Source organism: Nonomuraea rubra (assembly GCF_014207985.1).
Taxonomy (GTDB): Bacteria; Actinomycetota; Actinomycetes; order Streptosporangiales; family Streptosporangiaceae; genus Nonomuraea; species Nonomuraea rubra.
The window spans coordinates 4,160,519-4,177,464 of sequence record NZ_JACHMI010000001.1 but is presented as its reverse complement, the minus strand read 5'-3'; the positions used below and the strand labels follow the sequence as shown (position 1 = coordinate 4,177,464).

Annotated in this window: 14 protein-coding genes; 4 read left to right on the top strand and 10 right to left on the bottom strand. The window is 71.0% G+C overall.

Going from position 1 to position 16,946, the window contains the following annotated elements; genetic code table 11:
- The first annotated feature begins 112 nt into the window (after nt 1-112).
- Nucleotides 113-1,210: a PP2C family protein-serine/threonine phosphatase gene (locus HD593_RS19095; RefSeq protein ID WP_312903550.1), complete on the top strand. Its 1,098-nt coding sequence runs from the start codon at nt 113-115 to the stop codon at nt 1,208-1,210.
- A gap of 59 nt (nt 1,211-1,269) precedes the next feature.
- A complete protein-coding gene (locus HD593_RS19090; protein ID WP_221524827.1) occupies nt 1,270-2,433 on the top strand; it encodes a pyridoxal phosphate-dependent aminotransferase in 1,164 nt (387 codons plus the stop codon).
- 12 nt (nt 2,434-2,445) lie between these two features.
- On the opposite strand, the gene HD593_RS19085 is transcribed toward HD593_RS19090, so the two are convergent.
- The 3 genes from HD593_RS19085 to HD593_RS19075 form a co-directional block, all read right to left on the bottom strand.
- Nucleotides 2,446-3,498 carry a glycerophosphodiester phosphodiesterase family protein gene (locus HD593_RS19085; protein ID WP_185103426.1) on the bottom strand — a complete coding sequence of 351 codons (1,053 nt, stop codon included), beginning with the start codon at nt 3,496-3,498 and terminating at the stop codon, nt 2,446-2,448.
- A gap of 214 nt (nt 3,499-3,712) precedes the next feature.
- Nucleotides 3,713-4,102 (bottom strand): hypothetical protein, encoded by a 390-nt coding sequence (locus tag HD593_RS19080; RefSeq protein ID WP_185103425.1) that lies wholly within the window; start codon nt 4,100-4,102, stop codon nt 3,713-3,715.
- Between the two features lie 4 nt (nt 4,103-4,106).
- The gene (locus HD593_RS19075) at nt 4,107-4,868 is read right to left on the bottom strand and encodes a hypothetical protein (protein ID WP_185103424.1); all 762 of its coding nucleotides are present in this window, start codon (nt 4,866-4,868) and stop codon (nt 4,107-4,109) included.
- 535 nt (nt 4,869-5,403) lie between these two features.
- Here HD593_RS19075 and HD593_RS19070 point away from each other — a divergent pair.
- A complete protein-coding gene (locus HD593_RS19070) occupies nt 5,404-7,329 on the top strand; it encodes an ATP-binding cassette domain-containing protein (RefSeq protein WP_379478814.1) in 1,926 nt (641 codons plus the stop codon).
- A gap of 41 nt (nt 7,330-7,370) precedes the next feature.
- Here the strand turns inward: HD593_RS19070 and HD593_RS19065 are convergent, their stop codons facing one another.
- From HD593_RS19065 to HD593_RS19050, 4 genes are all read right to left on the bottom strand, one after another.
- The gene (locus HD593_RS19065) at nt 7,371-10,061 is read right to left on the bottom strand and encodes a DUF6185 family protein (protein WP_185103422.1); all 2,691 of its coding nucleotides are present in this window, start codon (nt 10,059-10,061) and stop codon (nt 7,371-7,373) included.
- 91 nt (nt 10,062-10,152) lie between these two features.
- The gene (locus HD593_RS19060) at nt 10,153-11,019 is read right to left on the bottom strand and encodes a hypothetical protein (RefSeq protein WP_185103421.1); all 867 of its coding nucleotides are present in this window, start codon (nt 11,017-11,019) and stop codon (nt 10,153-10,155) included.
- A gap of 33 nt (nt 11,020-11,052) precedes the next feature.
- Nucleotides 11,053-11,949, bottom strand: coding sequence for a S66 peptidase family protein (locus tag HD593_RS19055; protein WP_185103420.1), 897 nt, complete (start codon nt 11,947-11,949; stop codon nt 11,053-11,055).
- Complete coding sequence (locus HD593_RS19050) at nt 11,936-12,673, bottom strand: SIR2 family NAD-dependent protein deacylase (RefSeq protein WP_312903549.1); 738 nt, start codon at nt 12,671-12,673, stop codon at nt 11,936-11,938. The genes HD593_RS19055 and HD593_RS19050 overlap by 14 nt, the downstream gene beginning before the upstream one ends.
- 30 nt (nt 12,674-12,703) lie before the next feature.
- Here HD593_RS19050 and HD593_RS19045 point away from each other — a divergent pair, with 30 nt between their 5' ends.
- A complete protein-coding gene (locus HD593_RS19045) occupies nt 12,704-13,588 on the top strand; it encodes a sulfotransferase family protein (protein WP_185103418.1) in 885 nt (294 codons plus the stop codon).
- On the opposite strand, the gene HD593_RS19040 is transcribed toward HD593_RS19045, so the two are convergent.
- The 3 genes from HD593_RS19040 to HD593_RS19030 form a co-directional block, all read right to left on the bottom strand.
- Nucleotides 13,560-15,446, bottom strand: a complete 1,887-nt coding sequence (locus HD593_RS19040) for an ABC transporter ATP-binding protein (protein WP_185103417.1) — start codon at nt 15,444-15,446, stop codon at nt 13,560-13,562. The genes HD593_RS19045 and HD593_RS19040 overlap by 29 nt on opposite strands.
- 273 nt (nt 15,447-15,719) lie before the next feature.
- Nucleotides 15,720-16,535 carry an enoyl-CoA hydratase/isomerase family protein gene (locus HD593_RS19035; RefSeq protein WP_185103416.1) on the bottom strand — a complete coding sequence of 272 codons (816 nt, stop codon included), beginning with the start codon at nt 16,533-16,535 and terminating at the stop codon, nt 15,720-15,722.
- Nucleotides 16,536-16,659: 124 nt separating this feature from the next.
- On the bottom strand, nt 16,660-16,875 hold the full coding sequence (locus HD593_RS19030; RefSeq protein WP_020547488.1) for a helix-turn-helix domain-containing protein: 216 nt from the start codon (nt 16,873-16,875) through the stop codon (nt 16,660-16,662).
- Nucleotides 16,876-16,946 lie beyond the last annotated feature (71 nt).

Here is a 16,946-nt window from a genome sequence, read left to right as displayed (position 1 = left end):
CGCAAGGCGTTCCATTTGCATGCCAGGGCAAGGAGCGGTCAAGGGCGCGTGCCAGCGCGCCGGAGCGGAGAAACGGACTGATAGAAGGTGACATGGGGGTGAAGGGGGACCAGTGACGGACGATGGGCGGCGCCGCGACGGGCCGCGGCTGAGCACGCCGGTGATGCTGCTGGGGGGCATCCTGGTCACCGTCGTGGTGCTCTCGCTGGACCTGGCCACGGGCACGGCGGTACGGCTGTTCCCGCTGCTGATCTTCCTGCCGGCGATCGTCTCGGCGCTCGGCGAGGTCTGGCAGACGGTGCTGGCCTCGGTGTGGGTGATCCTGGTGGAGATCGTCATCGGCCTGTACGTCGGCGCGCAGACCGACGACGTCCTGCTCGCGGCCGGGTTCATGGCGGTGTTCGGGACGCTGAGCGCGCTCGGCTGCCGCTACCGGGTGCGGCGCGAGGAGGAGGTGCACCGGCTGCGCTCGGCCGCGGCGGCGCTGCAGCGGCTGATCGTGCGCCCGCTGCCCCTGCGCACGGCCGACGTGGTCGTCAACGGCCTCTACCAGCCGGTGGAGGAGGACACGATGGTGGGCGGCGACATGTACGAGGTGGCCGCCTCCCGCCACGGCACCCGCGTGCTGATCGCGGACGTCCAGGGCAAGGGCCTGCCCGCGATCGGCACGGCCCTGGCTGTGCTGGGCTCGTTCAGGGAGGCCGCCTACCGCGAGCCCACGCTCACCGGCGTCGTGGCCGCCCTGGAGACCTCCGTGGTCAGGCAGAACGCGTTCGCCTCGCTCACCGGCGAGCCCGAGCGGCTGGTCACCGCCCTCGTGCTCGACATCGGCGAGGGGCCCGTCGTCGAGGCCGTCAACTGCGGGCACATCGCCCCGTTCGTCATCCACGACGGCGACGCGGCCCAGGCGGACCTGGGCGAGCCCGCCGTGCCGCTCGGCCTGGCGGCGCTGTCGCCGGCGCCGAGGAAGGGCACGCGGTTCACGTTCCCGCCCGGCGCGACGATGCTGCTGTGCACCGACGGGGTCACCGAGGCCCGCGACCCCCGCGGCGCCTTCTACCCGCTGGAGGAGCGGCTGCGCGCCTACGCCCGCGCCCCGTCCGGCGGGCTGGCCGCCAGGCTCGAGGCGGACCTGCGCGGCTTCACCCGCGCCGCACCGCGCGACGACATCGCGATCCTCACGCTCCGCAGGACCGAACCGTCACCATGAACCACTGACGGCACCCGCGCGTACCTACACACATCGGACACGTGGTCCATGGAGGTGTCGTGGAGCTCAGTCTCTTGCGGGCACAAGCGCACAGCCCGTCGTACTTCTCACTCCTGCGCAGCTCGTCGGGAGAGCGCGCCCCGGTGGACTTCTGCATCCCTTGCAACCCTTATTTCCCCACACCGGAGATCTTCGAGCACCTCGGGAGAAATCTGGAGACGATACTCAAGTTCTACCCGAGCGACGCGGGCACGATCACCGAGGAGCTCTGCTCCACGCTCGGGCTCCACCCCAAGACGGTCGCGATGGGCAACGGCTCCACGGAGCTGATCACCTGGATCGACCACCTGCTGGTCCGCGAGAGCCTCGCGGTGCCGATCCCGACCTTCGGCCGCTGGACCGACCAGCCGCTGGAGACGGGCAAACGGGTGGACATGTATCCGCTGCAGGAGAGCCGCAACTTCGCGCTCGACGTGAACGACTTCGTCTCGTTCGTCCGTACGCGCGGCTCGCGGGTGGCGGTGATCTGCAACCCGAACAACCCCGACGGGGGTTACCTGCCCAAGCACGAGGTCCTGCGCCTGCTCGACCGGCTCATCGACCTCGATCTGGTGATCGTGGACGAGTCGTTCGGCGACTTCGTCGACGCCGAGCCGTACCCGGGGATCGCGGCGGAGGCGGCCGTGCGGCCGAACGTGATCGTGCTGCGCAGCCTCGGCAAGAACTTCGGCCTGCACGGCATCCGCTTCGGCTACCTGGTGGCCAACCCGGCGCTGGCCGGGCGGGTCAGGGACGCGCTGCCCAAATGGAACCTCAACTCGTTCGCCGAGGTCGTGGTGTTCATGATGCGGCAGTTCATGCCCGAGTACCAGGAGAGCCTCAGGCGGCTGGGCAACGACAGGAGGGCGATGTTCCAGCAGCTCAGCACGATGCCGGGGCTGTCGGTGTTCGCCTCGCAGGGTAACTTCCTGCTGGTGAAGCTGCCGCCGGGCCACGACGGCGTGCCGCTGCGCGACCACCTGCTCACCGAGCACGGCGTGTACGTGCGCGAGTGCGGCAACAAGCTCGGCACGACGAGCCAGTTCCTGCGGCTCGTCGTACGCCCTCAGGAGGACGTACGACGGCTGCTGATCGGCATGACGCAGTTCCTGTACTCGGGCAGCCTGCACGAGATCCCGGTGATCGGCCTGCACCACAGGGCCGTCAACCCGATCTCCGCGTGAGGCCGCCGGGCGTCACCGCCCGCCGCGCGGGTGGTAGCGCTTGGGCAGCTTGAGCCCGCGCGCGTCCATGACCTGCCGCAACCGGTCGGGGTAGTCGGTGATGAGGCCGTCGATGCCGTCGTCGATGAGCTTGTTCATGGTCGCCTCGTCGTCCACCGTCCACGGGATCACCTTGATCCCGAGGGCGTGGGCCCGGTCCACCATGTCCTTGGTGACGTACGGCTGGTAGCCCGGGTCGGTGATCCTGCCGTTCTGCGGGAACCCGTGGACCGGCGAGAACGCCTGCGCGCCGAACGACTTCACCGCCTTGAGCGGGTCACCGCCGAAGTCGTCGATGTCCAGGCCGCCCAGCCAGGGCGACGCGCCGGGCTGCCCCGCCTGCAGGAAGTCGCGGTTGGTGAGGGCGACGAGCGGCAGGCGCGGCTCCAGCTCGCGCATCCGCATGAGCGCGCCCCAGTCGAAGCTCTGGATGGTCACCTGCCGCAGCAGCCCGGCCCGGCGGATCTCGCCCAGCGTCACCTGCACGAACTGTTCCCTGGGCGCCGTCTCGCTGGGCGCGCCGGCCTCCACCTTGGTCTCGATGTTCAGCTGCACGCCGCGTGCCCGGTAGCGATGCACCAGGTCGAACACCTCCCTCAGCGTGGCCATCGGCGCGCCCGGCACGGCCCGCTGCCCGGGGAACTCCGCGAGCGTCAGCGTCCCGCAGTCCATGGTCCTGACCTGCTGGAGGGTCAGCGTGTTGAGGTACTTGCCGACGTAGGGGAACTCGGGGTCGCCCGCGACGGCCGGTGCGGTGTCGCGGCACTTCCTGTCGCTGATCCTGCGGTCGTGCGTCACGACGGCCTGGCCGTCCTCGGTGATCTGCACGTCCAGCTCCAGCGTGCTCACGCCGAGCTCCAGCGCGTTCGCGAACGCGGGCAGCGAGCTCTCCACCACGAGCCCGAGGCCGCCACGGTGTGCTTGCAGGTCGAAGTCCCGGTGCCGCCAGGCGTCGGCGGCGGCCGTCCCGGGCAGGGCCGCGAGCGCCAGGGCCGCCGACGCCGCGAGCGCGTGCCATCTCTTCATGTCTTTCGTTTCCGTCCCCGTAGAGGTGCTGGGTCTCGCGACAAGATCGGGCATGCCGGGGACGGGCGGGCGTACGCGGGGTGAGCATCGGGCGAAGCCTGCGCGATCAGCTGAGTGAGGAGCAGCGGGGGCCGAGGCCGGGCGTCCGGCCGGGAGGTCGGCCGGGAGATCGGCCGGGAGATCGGCCGGGAGGTCGTCGCCTGCCGGCCGGGCGTCAGGCCGGGAGGTCGTCCGCGGTGACGGCGTCGAGAGCCCGCTGCCCCGCCTGTCGCAGCGCCGGCGCCGGCGCGCCGCCCGGCCCCAGCGGCTCGCCGCCCGCCGTCAGGGGCTCGCCGCCCGATGCCAGCGTCTCGGCCAGCGCGGCCGCGATGAGGCCGTACTGCAGCAGCGTGACGCCCTTGCGGGCGAGCAGGAGCCCAGCGGACGCCTTCAGCCCGAGCCCCGCGACCCTGGCGTCCGCGCCCGGCCGCCCGTCGTGATCGTCGCCCGGCCGCCCGTCGTGGTCGTCGCCCAGCCGGACCAGGGCGTCCTCGTCCCCGTCGGGGAACGGCCGGCCGAGGAACGCCTCGACGGCCGCCAGCGCGGCGGGCAGCTCCAGGCTCACGACCTCACACCGCCTCCGGCACGTCGCCCCCGACCGCGTCGGCCGCCCTGACCTCGTCCATCATCGCCGCCATGTCCCGCGCGTACGCCCGCATCCGCAACACGCCGAGCCGCCGCAGCTCCTCCACTCTGGCCATGATCTGCTCGGTGCCCGCACCGGCCTCGGCCCGCCGCCGCAGCAGCCCGTGCCGCAGGTCGTCCAGGGCGGTGTTGACGCCCTCCACCACGCGCTCCCCCAGCGCCCACGGGCCGCCGTACAGGGCACGCGCCGTCACGTTCAGCGCGACCAGCCGCGGCCCCGGCGCGCACACCGCGCTCACCGGCCCCTCCGACGTGCCGCGCACGTCGCCGTCGGGCACGCCGCCGATCGTCTCCAGCATCGCGATCAGCCGGTCGAACAGCTCGCCGAAGTCCATCAGCGGCACCCCGCACCCGGCCCGCAGCGCCGCCGCGCTCACCTCGATGGACGCGGTCACCCGCGCCATCCGCGCGTCCAGATCGGCCCGTACGGCGCGCAGCTCCCGCGCCAGGGCCAGCGGCTCGACGAACGGCACGGCGGCGTCGACCGGCGACTCCCTGGCGAAGGCGGCGTCCACCGCCTCGGCCACCAAGGCGGCCACGGTCTCCGGAGGCTCGCGCATCAGCCAGGAGTCGATCCCGACCGAGACGAGCCTTCCCCCCGCAAGGACGGCGCGCACGCCGGGCTCCCGATGATTCCTGCGCAACTCGACGTACTCCGACGGATTTCCACTGATGGCGCCTGCCACGCTAAACCCCTGAAGCACGCCCTGAGCAGGGCGTCGCTCCGAGTTCACGACATGTTCGCCCGCCCGCAGACGTGCTCCGCCCGCCCTCCGGCCGGGGTAAGCTGTCCCGGCCAATCTCCTTACACCATAAACAGTCAGCCGACGATGGAAGGGTTCCGTGCTCTCCAGCCACCAGGCAAGCACCGTCCAGACTCGTGACCACACCGCCGCGGACAGCCACGACAGCATCCAGGTCCGCGGCGCCAGGGAGAACAACCTCAAGGGCGTCTCCCTCGACATCCCCAAGCGGCGTCTCACGGTCTTCACCGGGGTTTCCGGCTCCGGCAAGTCCTCGCTCGTCTTCGACACCATCGCAGCGGAGTCGCGGCGGCTGATCGACGAGACGTACACGGCGTTCATCCAGGCGTTCATGCCGAGCCTGTCCCGTCCGGACGTGGACGCGCTGCACAACCTCAGCGCGGCGATCATCGTGGACCAGGAGCGGATGGGCGCCAACGCCCGCTCCACCGTGGGCACCGCGACCGACGCGCACACCATGTTGCGGATCATCTTCAGCCGCATCGCCGAGCCGCACGTCGGCTCCGCCTCCGCCTTCAGCTTCAACATGGCCGAAGGCATGTGCCCGGAGTGCGAGGGGCTGGGCAAGGCGACCGACATCGACCTGGACGAGGTGGTCGACAGGGAGCTGTCGCTGAACGAGGGCGCGATCAAGGCCCCCGGGTACGCGGTGGACAGCTGGCCCTGGCAGGTCGTGGCCGGCTCCGGCCTGTTCGACCCCGCCGTCAAGCTGAAGGACTTCACCGAGCAGCAGTGGGCGGACCTGCTGCACAAGCCCGCCACCAAGCTCAAGTACGGCAACAACAACTTCACCTACGAGGGCCTGCTCGTCCGGGTCAGGCGCGGCTTCCTGGGCAAGGACCGGGAGTCGATGCAGCCGGCCGCGCGGGCGTTCGCCGACCGGGCGATCAAGCTGGCCCCCTGCCCCGCCTGCGACGGCACCCGCCTGAACGAGGCCGCCCGCTCGGCCAGGATCGGCGGCCTGAACATCGCCGACTGCTCGGCCATGCAGGTCAACGACCTGGCCGACTTCATCCGCGGCATCGGCGACCCGCGCATCGGGCCGGTCCTGGAGGGGCTGCGCTCGACGCTCGACTCGCTGGTCGAGATCGGCCTCGGCTATCTCAGCCTGAACCGGGAGTCGTCCACGCTGTCGGGCGGCGAGGCGCAGCGGGTGAAGATGGTGCGCCATCTCAATTCCAGCCTCACCGACGTCACCTACGTCTTCGACGAGCCCACCGCCGGGCTGCACCCGCACGACATCCAGCGCATGAACCGCCTGCTGCTGGCGCTGTGCGACAAGGGCAACACGGTGCTCGTGGTCGAGCACAAGCCGGAGACCATCGCCATCGCCGACCACGTCGTCGACCTCGGCCCCGGCGCGGGCACGGCCGGCGGCCAGGTCTGCTACTCCGGCCACCTGTCGGGGCTGCGCTCCTCCGGCACGCTGACCGGCCGCTACCTCGACCACCGCGTACGGCTGCGCGACGACTTCCGCAGGCCGTCCGGGCAGCTCCCGATCAGGAACGCCACCCTGCACAACCTCGCGGACGTGAGCGTGGACATCCCGCTCGGCGTGCTGACCGTGGTCACCGGCGTCGCCGGCTCCGGGAAGAGCTCCCTGATCCACGGGTACGTGTCGGGCAGGGACGGCGTGGTGGTGGCCGACCAGTCGCCGATCCGCGGGTCCCGCAGGAGCAACCCGGCCACGTACACGGGGGTGCTCGACCCGATCCGCACCGCCTTCGCCAAGGCCAACGGGGTCAAGCCGGGGCTGTTCAGCGCCAACTCCGAAGGGGCCTGCCCGGCCTGCAAGGGCATCGGCCTCATCTACACCGACCTGGCGATGATGGCCGAGGTGGCGTCGGTGTGCGAGACGTGCGAGGGCAAGCGGTTCACGGCGCAGGTGCTGACGTACCGGCTGCGCGGCAAGAACATCAGCGAGGTGCTGGAGATGCCGATCTCCGAGGCCCGCGACTTCTTCCCCACCGGCCAGGCGGGCACCATCCTCGACCGCCTCGTCTCGGTCGGCCTCGGCTACCTGGGCCTGGGCCAGCCCCTCACCACCCTGTCGGGCGGTGAACGCCAGCGCCTCAAGCTCGCCATCAACATGGCCAAGAACGGCACCACGTACGTGCTGGACGAACCCACGACGGGGCTCCACCTCGCGGACGTGGACCAGCTCCTGGCCCTCCTCGACCGCCTCGTGGACGACGGCAACTCGGTCATCGTCATCGAGCACCACCAGGCCGTCATGGCCCACGCCGACTGGATCATCGACCTCGGCCCGGGCGCCGGCCACGACGGCGGCCAGGTCGTCTTCTCCGGCACTCCGTCCGACCTGGTCGCGAACGGCACCTCCCTGACGGCCATCCACCTCCGCGACTACGTCAACCGCCCGTGACGGCCGCCACCGGGCTCCCTCCGCGCGAGGGGTCCGGTGGCCTACCCCGGAGGGCGTGGCACCTGGAAGGGGTCGATGCTCGGGTACTGCGGCTCGCCCCCCTGCCCTCGTACGAACTGGATGATGGCCAGCACCGCGGCGATCTGCGCGAGGATGAACGTGGCCTGCGACGGGATGCTCTCCAGCCGATAGACCTCCAGCAGGAAACGCCCGAGCCTGTTCCACGGCTGGATCACCGTACGCAGCGTGCGCATGTCCGTGACCAGGCCTGCCGTGGTGAGCACCACGAACAGCAGGAGAGCCCGCAGCGACATCCCGGTCACGTCGGCCAGATCCATGATCTCCGCCGGCACCCAGTAGGCCACGACCCCGGCGGCGTACGCGCCGCTCAAGGACAGAGACCTGATCGCACCGGTACGGCCGGGCAGCTCACGCCACAACAGACCCAGCAGGTACCCGGGTAGGAACCAGAAGACGACTTCCTGGATCACGTTGGCCGAGTACCACATGCCCGCGTCCCGTGTCAGGCTCAGTGGTCCTCCTTCGGCCTGCACGTCCCACCACAGCAGGTAGAGCATGGGGATCACACCCAGCGCCAGGGTGATCGAGCCGGTCCTCCAGGCAAGGCCCGCCGGGCCGCCGCGGCCGGGCGGCTCAGGGCCGGCGAGGAGCGCGAGGTGCAACGGAGAGATGCCGGTCGGGAGCTTCCCCTCCTGGCCCGGAGGCCATTGCTCGAGCTTCTCGAATTCCTCCTTCAGTTTCTCCGGCCGCTCAGCGGCTCCGCTGTCGGACATCCGGCCCGTCCTGCGGGTTTCGAGGAAGGTCAGAGCACGCTCGCGCACCTGCTCGAACACGCCCGGCTCCAGGGTGGCCAGCAGTGGCCGCCCGTCGTCCAGGCGATGCAGCGCGACCACCCTCGACCGGCTCACGCGCAGGATCAGCCAGAGCGTGACGGCCGTGGCCACGAATTTCACGGGCAGGTACAGGCCGCCGTAGTACTCGCTGAAGCTCATGGCACCCGCTGCGAAGACCCACACCACCATCAGGCGGCGCCGCCCGGACGGCCCTGTCACCGTCGGCGGCCCGGCCCCGGGAGAGTGCCACAACGGCAAGCCGATCGCCGCCCGCACCGCCGCCTGCTCGCGCAGGTACGCGAGCACGAGGGCAAGCGGCCAGAGCCACAGCAGCCCACTGCCGCTCACCAGCCACACCACGCTGTACGGCAGCCACAGCTGATCCCACGCGACTCCCGCGATGGAGGCCGTGTCGTAGTCCAGCCAGGCCGCCCACGACCTGTCGCGGGCCGAGGCATAACAGACGTAGGAGACGGTGAGCGCGGCCCCGGACGTCGCGGCCCACCAGGCCCATGCGGGCAGCGCCGCGTCGGCACAAGGTCGCCAGGCCAGCCGGAGGCCGTTGAGCACGGCGATCAGCAACAACAGCACCAGGATCAAGCTCGCGCCGATGGCGAGGGGAGCCGACCAGGGCAGCAGTGGCATCTCGTCCGGGAAGACGAGATGCTCTTCCCCCGCGGGGACGAGCCGCTCGCTCAGCCCCACTCCCCCGTACATGGCCGCCACCAGGACCATCGCCGGAAGGGCGCGCCACAGCCGTGCCGCCCCCAGCATCAGGGCGCCGGACAGCAACAGCGCGCCTGTCGTGATGGCCCAGTACGTGAACTCGGCGTCCCCCTCCGACACCGACGGCCCGAACCACTCATTGGTCTCGTCGATCACCGCAGTGATCAAGGTGACCGTCAGCGGCACGAGCAGGAAGCGGAGACGCAGTCGCGCTCGCCACCGCCTCCTGCGGCGCGCCCGGGCGGCGTCACGCGCGCGCCGCTCCCGCAGGCCGGGCTCGTCCCCCGGGTCAGGGTGGCCGGACGACGGTGACCGCTTCCGCCCTCGGCTCCGCGTCCCTGTCCAGATCACCGGGAGCAGCAGGATCGCCAGGTCACAGAGGTTGAGCAGCAGCATGCTCAGGGAGCGACCCGGATGAGCGTTCATCGTGATCACGCTTCGCGCGTCGATGTCGGGCAGCAACGTGAAGCCGGCCGGCTGGGAGAGTCCACGCCATGTCAGATGCCGGGGCCCGGAAGCGGCCGGCAGCGGGATCGGTGCTCTCAGCCAGCCGGGAGGGAGTTCTAGGGTGACCTCGTCCCAGGTCCCGGCGGGATCGGCGGCGAGTTCGAAGTACCACCGCCCGGCTCCGGGACCGTGCAGCCTCCATGGGCCGACCCCGGCTTCGGCCTCGCAGTCCGGGAACCCCCGAGGTCCGGGTGCAAGGCTCTGATCAGGCGATCTGCACAGCTCCCAGACCAGGTAGTCCACGTCCGCGTAGACGGTGTCGGTGATCATCACCTTGTCGTTCCCGACCACCACGGCGGGCGGGGACTTACGTCTCTCCCACCATCTCCATTCGCCGTCGCCCGTGCGCAGGAGGCAATGCATCGACTGCCGGTAGGCGGGGTGGGCTCGTCCCTGGAACAGCCCTCCCACGAGTGGTGCGCGCAACGGCACGGTCACCACCGTGACCGAGGTCAGGACAGGCGCGGGGACATCGGTGTTGTCCACCACCAGCCTCGCCGTCCTGCGGACGTCACCGGCGGACGTCACCGGGCACTCAGGACGGTGGCCTGTCCCGCCCAGTTCGTCGGCCGCGTTCGTCAGGAAGGTCACGAGAGCCGCCGTCAGCGCGCTGAAGATCAGGACCGTGACGAGAATCCGCCGCATGCCTCAGATCGTCAGAAACCCGACGGCCTTCCGCCACGATTCTCCCGTATCGCCGCCGAACAGTGACCGTGGCGTGAACACCGAGCTCTGCTCAGACCGCCAGGCGGGCCAGGACGCGGGCGAAGTCCGGCGGCGGCGCCACGACGAGCCTGGTCTGCCCGTCCCTGGTCACGATGTCGGCCCTGATCAGGGTGAGCCGCCCCCCATGCCACCAGTGAACCTGCGGGCTGAGCCCATCCGTACGAGCCGCATGCACCCGCAACCGCTCGATCGCCCGCACCACCCCGATCCCGTCCACCGGATGCACCAGCAACGTGTACGGATCCGGCAACGCCACGAGCACCCCGTCGGCGGGCACCGGAAGGTACTCGGCCAGCCACCGCAGGTGCGTGGCGGCCGAGGGGCTGGAGGCGGTGAGCCGGGTGACGGGCGTGCCCGACAGTTCGATGTACTCCGACCGCAGCCGCTCCCGCCCGCGCACGTTGGCCACGGCCAGGTCGAGGGCCTGCCCGGTGGGCACGGGCCAGCATCCGGACTCCTCCGGGCGTACCGGGCGTGCCCCCACGGTCAGCAGTTCGACGAGGTCGGCGTTGAGGTGGCGGCCGACGACGCGGGTCAGGTCGGGGATCTCATCGACGGCCTCCACGCGGGTGCGCAGCAGGGAACGTACCTGGTCGAGGTCGCACACGTCCACCCGCTCGCCGGCGGTGGCCACGGCGTGCGCGAGGTGTTCGGAGACCAGCATGGGCCAGTCCTCTCTGGCCCTGCGCCCGGCTTCGCGCCGCAGCCCGGTGAGCTTGACGGCGAGGGAGCCCGAGTCGGCGCTGAGCGTCACGGCGGAGCCGTCACGGGCGAACTCGAAGGAGTATCCGAGGGACTCGGCGACGAGCGCGAGCAACGAGTCGAGATCGACGTCCTCGACCGGCCGGCGAGAGGGCTCGCGCCTGAACAAGTTCACGCGTCGTGTCCCTTTCTGTCGGATTCGTCCCTCCTACCTTGCCTGCTGCTCGTTCCGCATCATGCCAGTTAGCGAGCACGATTCGGTATCGATAACACCAAGAGCCCCAAGCCAGACACTGTGCTGCGGCGACCCGTGCCCGACCGGCAGCCCGGCCACGATCGGCACCCCGAGCGACCCCAGCCGGTCTTCCAGGACGGGGTACGGATCCCCGCACCTCTCCCACGACCCGAGCGCGATCCCGCGCACCCCGTCGAGCACGCCCGCCTGCAGGAGCTGGGTGAGCATCCGGTCGATCCGGTACGGTTCCTCGCCCACGTCCTCCAGGAACGCGATCGCCCCGTCGAAGGACGGCTGCCACCGCGTGCCGCACATGGAGGCGATCAGCGACAGGTTCCCGCCGCGCAGCACCCCCTCGGCCCGCCCGGGCGCCAGCACCCGGTCGCCCGCCACGGTGGTGCCCGGGCCGAAGAGGGCCTCGCGCAGGCTCTCCCACGTACGCGGCTCGGGCCCGCTCTCGTCGCCCGCGATGAGGTCGCAGGCGGCCATCGGCCCGTGCAGGGTGGGCACCCCCAGCTCGATGGCGAACGCGTTGTGCAGCGCCGTGATGTCGCTCGACCCGAGCAGCACCTTGGGGCCCGCCTCGCGCATCAGGTCCCAGTCGAGCAGGCCGAGCAGCCGCCCGGCGCCGTACCCGCCCCGGCAGCAGAACACCCCGGCGACGGCGGGGTCGCACCAGGCCGACTGCAGGTCGGCGGCCCTGGCGGCGTCCTCGCCCGCCAGGTACTCGAGGCCCTGGCGGTCGAGCACGTGCTCGCCCACGACCACCTTCAGCCCGAGTGACTCCAGCCGCTGGACGCCGCGTTTGAGCAGCACGGCGCTGGGTGGTCCTGAGGGGGCAACAATGGCGACGGTGTCACCTGGCCGCATCGATCAGCTCCTTGACGAGCGCGGGTAGTGCCTGGCCGATCGGCTCGTTGATGACGCGATCGGCGAACGGATCATACGGGGTGGGCTGCGCGTTCACGATCACGAGCCGGGCTCCGGCGTCCAGCGCCTCGCCGCACAGCCCGGCCGCGGGGTGCACGGTCAGCGAGGTGCCGATCGCCACGAACAGGTCGCACGAGCGGGCCGCGTCGAGCGCCGCGTCGATCACCTCGGGTTTGAGGTGCTGCCCGAACGAGATCGTGTTCGACTTCTGGATGCCGCCGCAGCGCGGGCAGGGCGGGTCCTGCTCGCCCGCGGCCACCCTGGCGAGCACCTCCTCCATGGGCGTGATCAGGTCGCAGGTCAGGCATTCGGCGCGGCGCATGGTGCCGTGCAGCTCGATGACCTTCCCGGGCGAGGAGCCGGCGCGCTGGTGCAGCTCGTCGATGTTCTGCGTGATCAGGGCGCGCAGCAGGCCGGCCTGCTCCAGCTCGACCAGCGCGTGGTGGGCGGGGTTCGGCTGGGCCTTCCAGGCCGGGGACTCCAGCCTGGCCTGCCAGGAGGCGCGCCTGACGTCGGGGTCCGCGAGGTACCGGTCGATGGTGGCGTTCGCCTCGGCCTGCGGGTTCTTCGTCCAGACCCCCTGCGGCCCCCGGAAGTCGGGGATCCCCGAGTCGGTGGAGATGCCCGCACCGGTGAGCACCGACACTGACGTTGGCTCGTTCACGTGGGAAACGGTGTCACACTTGCTTTCCGTATGCGACTTCCGCCCCACATCCTCGTGGTCAACGGCATCAAGGTCCGCCGGCCGGTCTTCCTGCTCGGAGCTCCGCATTCCGGCGTGGACCTGCTGGCCCGCGCCCTGAAACGCTCGCCGGGCTTCCACGTGACGATGGGCCGCGCGAGCGTGGCGCACGTGGTGTACGCCTTCGCCCGCAAGCCGTCCATCGCCCGTACGTCCGGCGCCGTGCGCGTCATGCGCGACGCGCTCGCCGAGTCGTGGCAGGTGCTGCCCCGCTCCTGCGGCGAGTGCGCCGAGCCGTGCCGCGAGGCGGGCGGCGTCACGGGCCTGGGCCCCTGCGTGTCGGCGAACGACGTCACCCGCTTCGGCGACGGCAGCCCCGACCTGCTCTACAGCGCGCCCGTGCTGCTGCAGGCCTTCCCCGACGCCCGGTTCGTCCAGCTCATCCGCGACGGCCGCGACGTGGTGGCCGGCATGCTGGGCGACCCGGCCTGCCTGGCGTGGTTCAAGCCGGCGATGCTGACCGAGCAGACCGAGTTCCCCAACGCGTTCCTGGGCGTCAACAAGGACGAGCACCTGGAGCGCTGGAAGACCATGCCGGCGGCGGGCAAGAGCGCGCTGCGCTGGCGCAGCGCCGTGCGGATGAGCGCCGAGCTGCGCCGCACGCTGCCGGAGCCGCAGCTGCTCACCCTGCGCTACGAGGACCTGGTCGACAGGCCGCCGCAGTCGGTGGCGACGCTGTCGGAGTTCCTGGAGACGCGGGTGTCCAAGGTCGTCCTGTACGACACCGCGGTCCCGAAGGTGGGCGCCTGGCGCACCCGGTTGCGGCGCGACGACCTGGAGCTGGTGGAGAAGGTGGCCAGGGAGGAGCTCAGGCGGCTGGGCTACCGGAAGAGCTGAACTGGGTGCGGTAGAGCTCGGCGTACAGCCCGCCGCGCGCCAGCAGCTCCTCGTGCCCGCCGCGCTCGGCGACCCGGCCGTCGTGGATGACGAGGATCTCGTCGGCCTCCCTGATCGTCGAGAGCCGGTGCGCGATGACCAGCGACGTACGGCCCTCCAGCGCGGTCTTCAGCGCCACCTGCACGGCGGCCTCCGACTCGGAGTCGAGGTGGGCGGTGGCCTCGTCGAGCACGACCACGCGCGGCGCCTTCAGCAGCAGCCTGGCCAGCGCCAGCCGCTGCTTCTCGCCGCCGGACAGCCGGTAGCCGCGGTCGCCCACCACGGTGTCCAGCCCGTCGGGCAGGCTCTCGACCAGCTCGCCGATCTGCGCGGCGCGCAGCGCGTCCCAGATCTCCTCGTCGCTCGCCTCCGGCCTGGCGTAGCGCAGGTTGGCGCCGATGGTGTCGTGGAACAGGTGGGCGTCCTGCATGACGACGCCCACGGTGTCGCGCAGCGAGTCGAGCGTGGCGTCGCGCACGTCGGTCCCGTTGATCCGCACGGCGCCCTCGTTGACGTCGTACAGCCGGGACACCAGCGAGGTGATCGTGGTCTTGCCCGCCCCGCTGTGGCCGACGAGCGCGATGAGCTGCCCCGGCCTGGCCGTGAACGAGACACCCTTCAGCACCGGGTACGACGGGCCCGTGTCCTGCCTGGCCACCGACTCCAGCGAGGCCAGGGAGACCTCCTCGGCGGCCGGGTAGCGGAAGCGCACGTCGTCGAATTCGATCGTCACCGGGCCCTCCGGCACCGGCACGGCGTCCGGCTTCTGCGCCACCATGGGCCTGAGGTCGAGGATCTCGAAGACCCGGTCGAAGCTGACGAGCGCGGTCATCACGTCCACGTGCACGTTCGACAGGGACGTGAGCGGGCCGTACAGGCGCATGAGCAGCGCGGCCAGGGCCACCAGCGTGCCGAGCTCGAAGGCGCCGGAGACGGACAGCACGCCGCCGATGCCGTAGACGAGGGCGGTGGCCAGCGCCGCGATCAGGCCGAGCGCGACCCGGAACACGGTGCCGTACATGCCGACGGTCACGCCCACGTCGCGCACCCTGGCCGCGCGCCTGCCGAACACCTCGGCGTCGTCCTCCGGCCTGCCGTACAGCTTGGCGACCATGGCGCCGGCCACGTTGAAGCGCTCGGTGGTGACGGAGCTCATCTCGGCGTCGAGCTGCATCTGCTCGCGGGTCAGTGCCGACATGCGGCGGCCGACGTACTTGGCGGGCACGATGAAGATCGGCAGCAGCACCAGCGCGACCATCGTCACCTGCCACGACAGCGCCAGCATCGCGCCGAGCACCAGGACCAGGCTGACCACGTTGGACACGACGGAGGACAGGGTGCTGGTCAGGGCGCGCTGGGCGCCGATCACGTCGGTGTTCAGCCTGCTGACCAGCGCGCCGGTCTGCGCGCGCATGAAGAACGCGACCGGCATGCGCTGCACGTGGTCGAACACCTCGGTACGCAGGTCGTAGATCAGGCCCTCGCCGATGCGCGCGGAGAACCACCGCTGCACCAGCGTCAGCCCGGCGTCCACCACCGCGAGCGCGGCGATCGCCACCGCCAGCCCGATCACCACGCCGGTCTGCTTGAGCAGGATGCCGTCGTCGATGATCGCCTTCATCAGCAGCGGGTTGGCGACCACGATCACCGCGCCCGCCACGACGAGCAGCAGGAACGCCGTGATCTGCCGGGTGTACGGCCGGGCGTAGCGCGCGATGCGCCGGACCGTGCCGGGACGCAGCCGCTGCTTGGTCACGGAGCCGTCGCGCCGCAGGGACATCATCATGCCGGGGCCGAAGCCCCCACCCATCATCGCCATCCCGGGGATCCCTTCTCCTCCGCCGGAGACAGCGCCGCCGGAGCGCCCGGGGATTCCCGGCTCAGCTCACCGCGAAACCCGGCACCCTCTACCGGCCGCCCCCGCATGGCCCCTCAGCGCGCCCCAAGCCCATTCTGAGCGCCACTGGGCCCTCACCCCCACATATCCGCCCAATCAACCCCATGCGGACGGCACAGCCCCCTCACGGCCCGGCGGCGGGCGAGAGGCGCTCACCGCCGACGCACGTCAACCGCGAATTGCTTGACCGTTCAATCAGCCGAACAGCGCCCTGATCCGCGCCGCCTGCTCGATCCCCTCGGCCACACTCTGCTCCTCCAGGGTGCGTGCCTGCGCCCCCTGGAGGAGCCGCTTGGTCGCCACGGCCGCGTCCCGGTTGGTGGACAGCAGCTGCGCGACCTTCTCGCCGATCGCTTGATCCAGGTCGCCCCCGGCGACCACTCTCTCCGCGAGGCCGATGCGCATGGCCTCGTCGGCGTGCACGGTCCTGGCGGTCAGGCAGATGTCGATCGCCTTGGCCAGGCCCACCAGCTCCACCAGGGGCTTGGTCCCCGTCAGGTCGGGCACCAGGCCCAGTGCGGGCTCTTTCATGCAGAACGAGACGTCGTCGGCCACGATCCGCAGGTCACAGGCAAGCGCGAGCTGGAATCCCGCCCCGATCGCGTGCCCCTGCACCGCGGCGATGGAGACGATCTCCGGGCGGCGCAGCCACAGGAACCCCGCTTGGGCCTGCCTGATGCGCTGCTCGAAGTCGGCGCCGTCACTCCTGGCCGCCGAGCCGAACGAGCCCTGTCCGGGCACCCCCTCAGCTGTGAACATTCGCAGGTCGATGCCTGCCGAGAAGGACGGTCCCTCACCTTTCACGACGACGACGCGCACCTGCTCGGGCAGGCTCTCGCCGATGCGAGCCAGTGCCGACCAGGTCGCGAACGTCTGTGCGTTGCGCTTTTCCGGCCGGGCCAGCGTGATCGTCGCTATCTCACCGTCCACCTCGAAGCGAACTCCGCCCTCTGCCGTGGCAGGGCCGTCGTCCGTATACCCCCCGCGCTGTTGCGCCTGCGCTTCCGCCATCGCCCGCTCCTTGTCGTCGGAGTGCTGACCGTCGCGCCCGAGCCTACAGAATATCGTTCTGGCCCGGGCGCGACGGCGGCTGACTAGGGACGGGCGGCTGCGGTCGCACGTTCCGAGGCGGCCGTCAGCGCTTGGACTTGCCTCGGGTCGCCCCGCCGCGCCCACGCAGAGTCACACCGGACTCGCTGAGGATGCGGTGGATGAACCCGTAAGACCGACCGGTCGAAGCGGCCAGGGCGCGGATGCTTTCGCCCGCGGCGTAGCGCTTCTTGAGATCGCCGGCCAGTTTTTCCCGGTCGGCCCCGGTGACCCGGGTGCCCTTCTTCAGTGTCTCGGCCACGAGTACCTCCTGTAGTGCCGGACTTCCGCAGCGTTACTCCGCCATGATCAGTCATTTCAGCGGGATCGGCT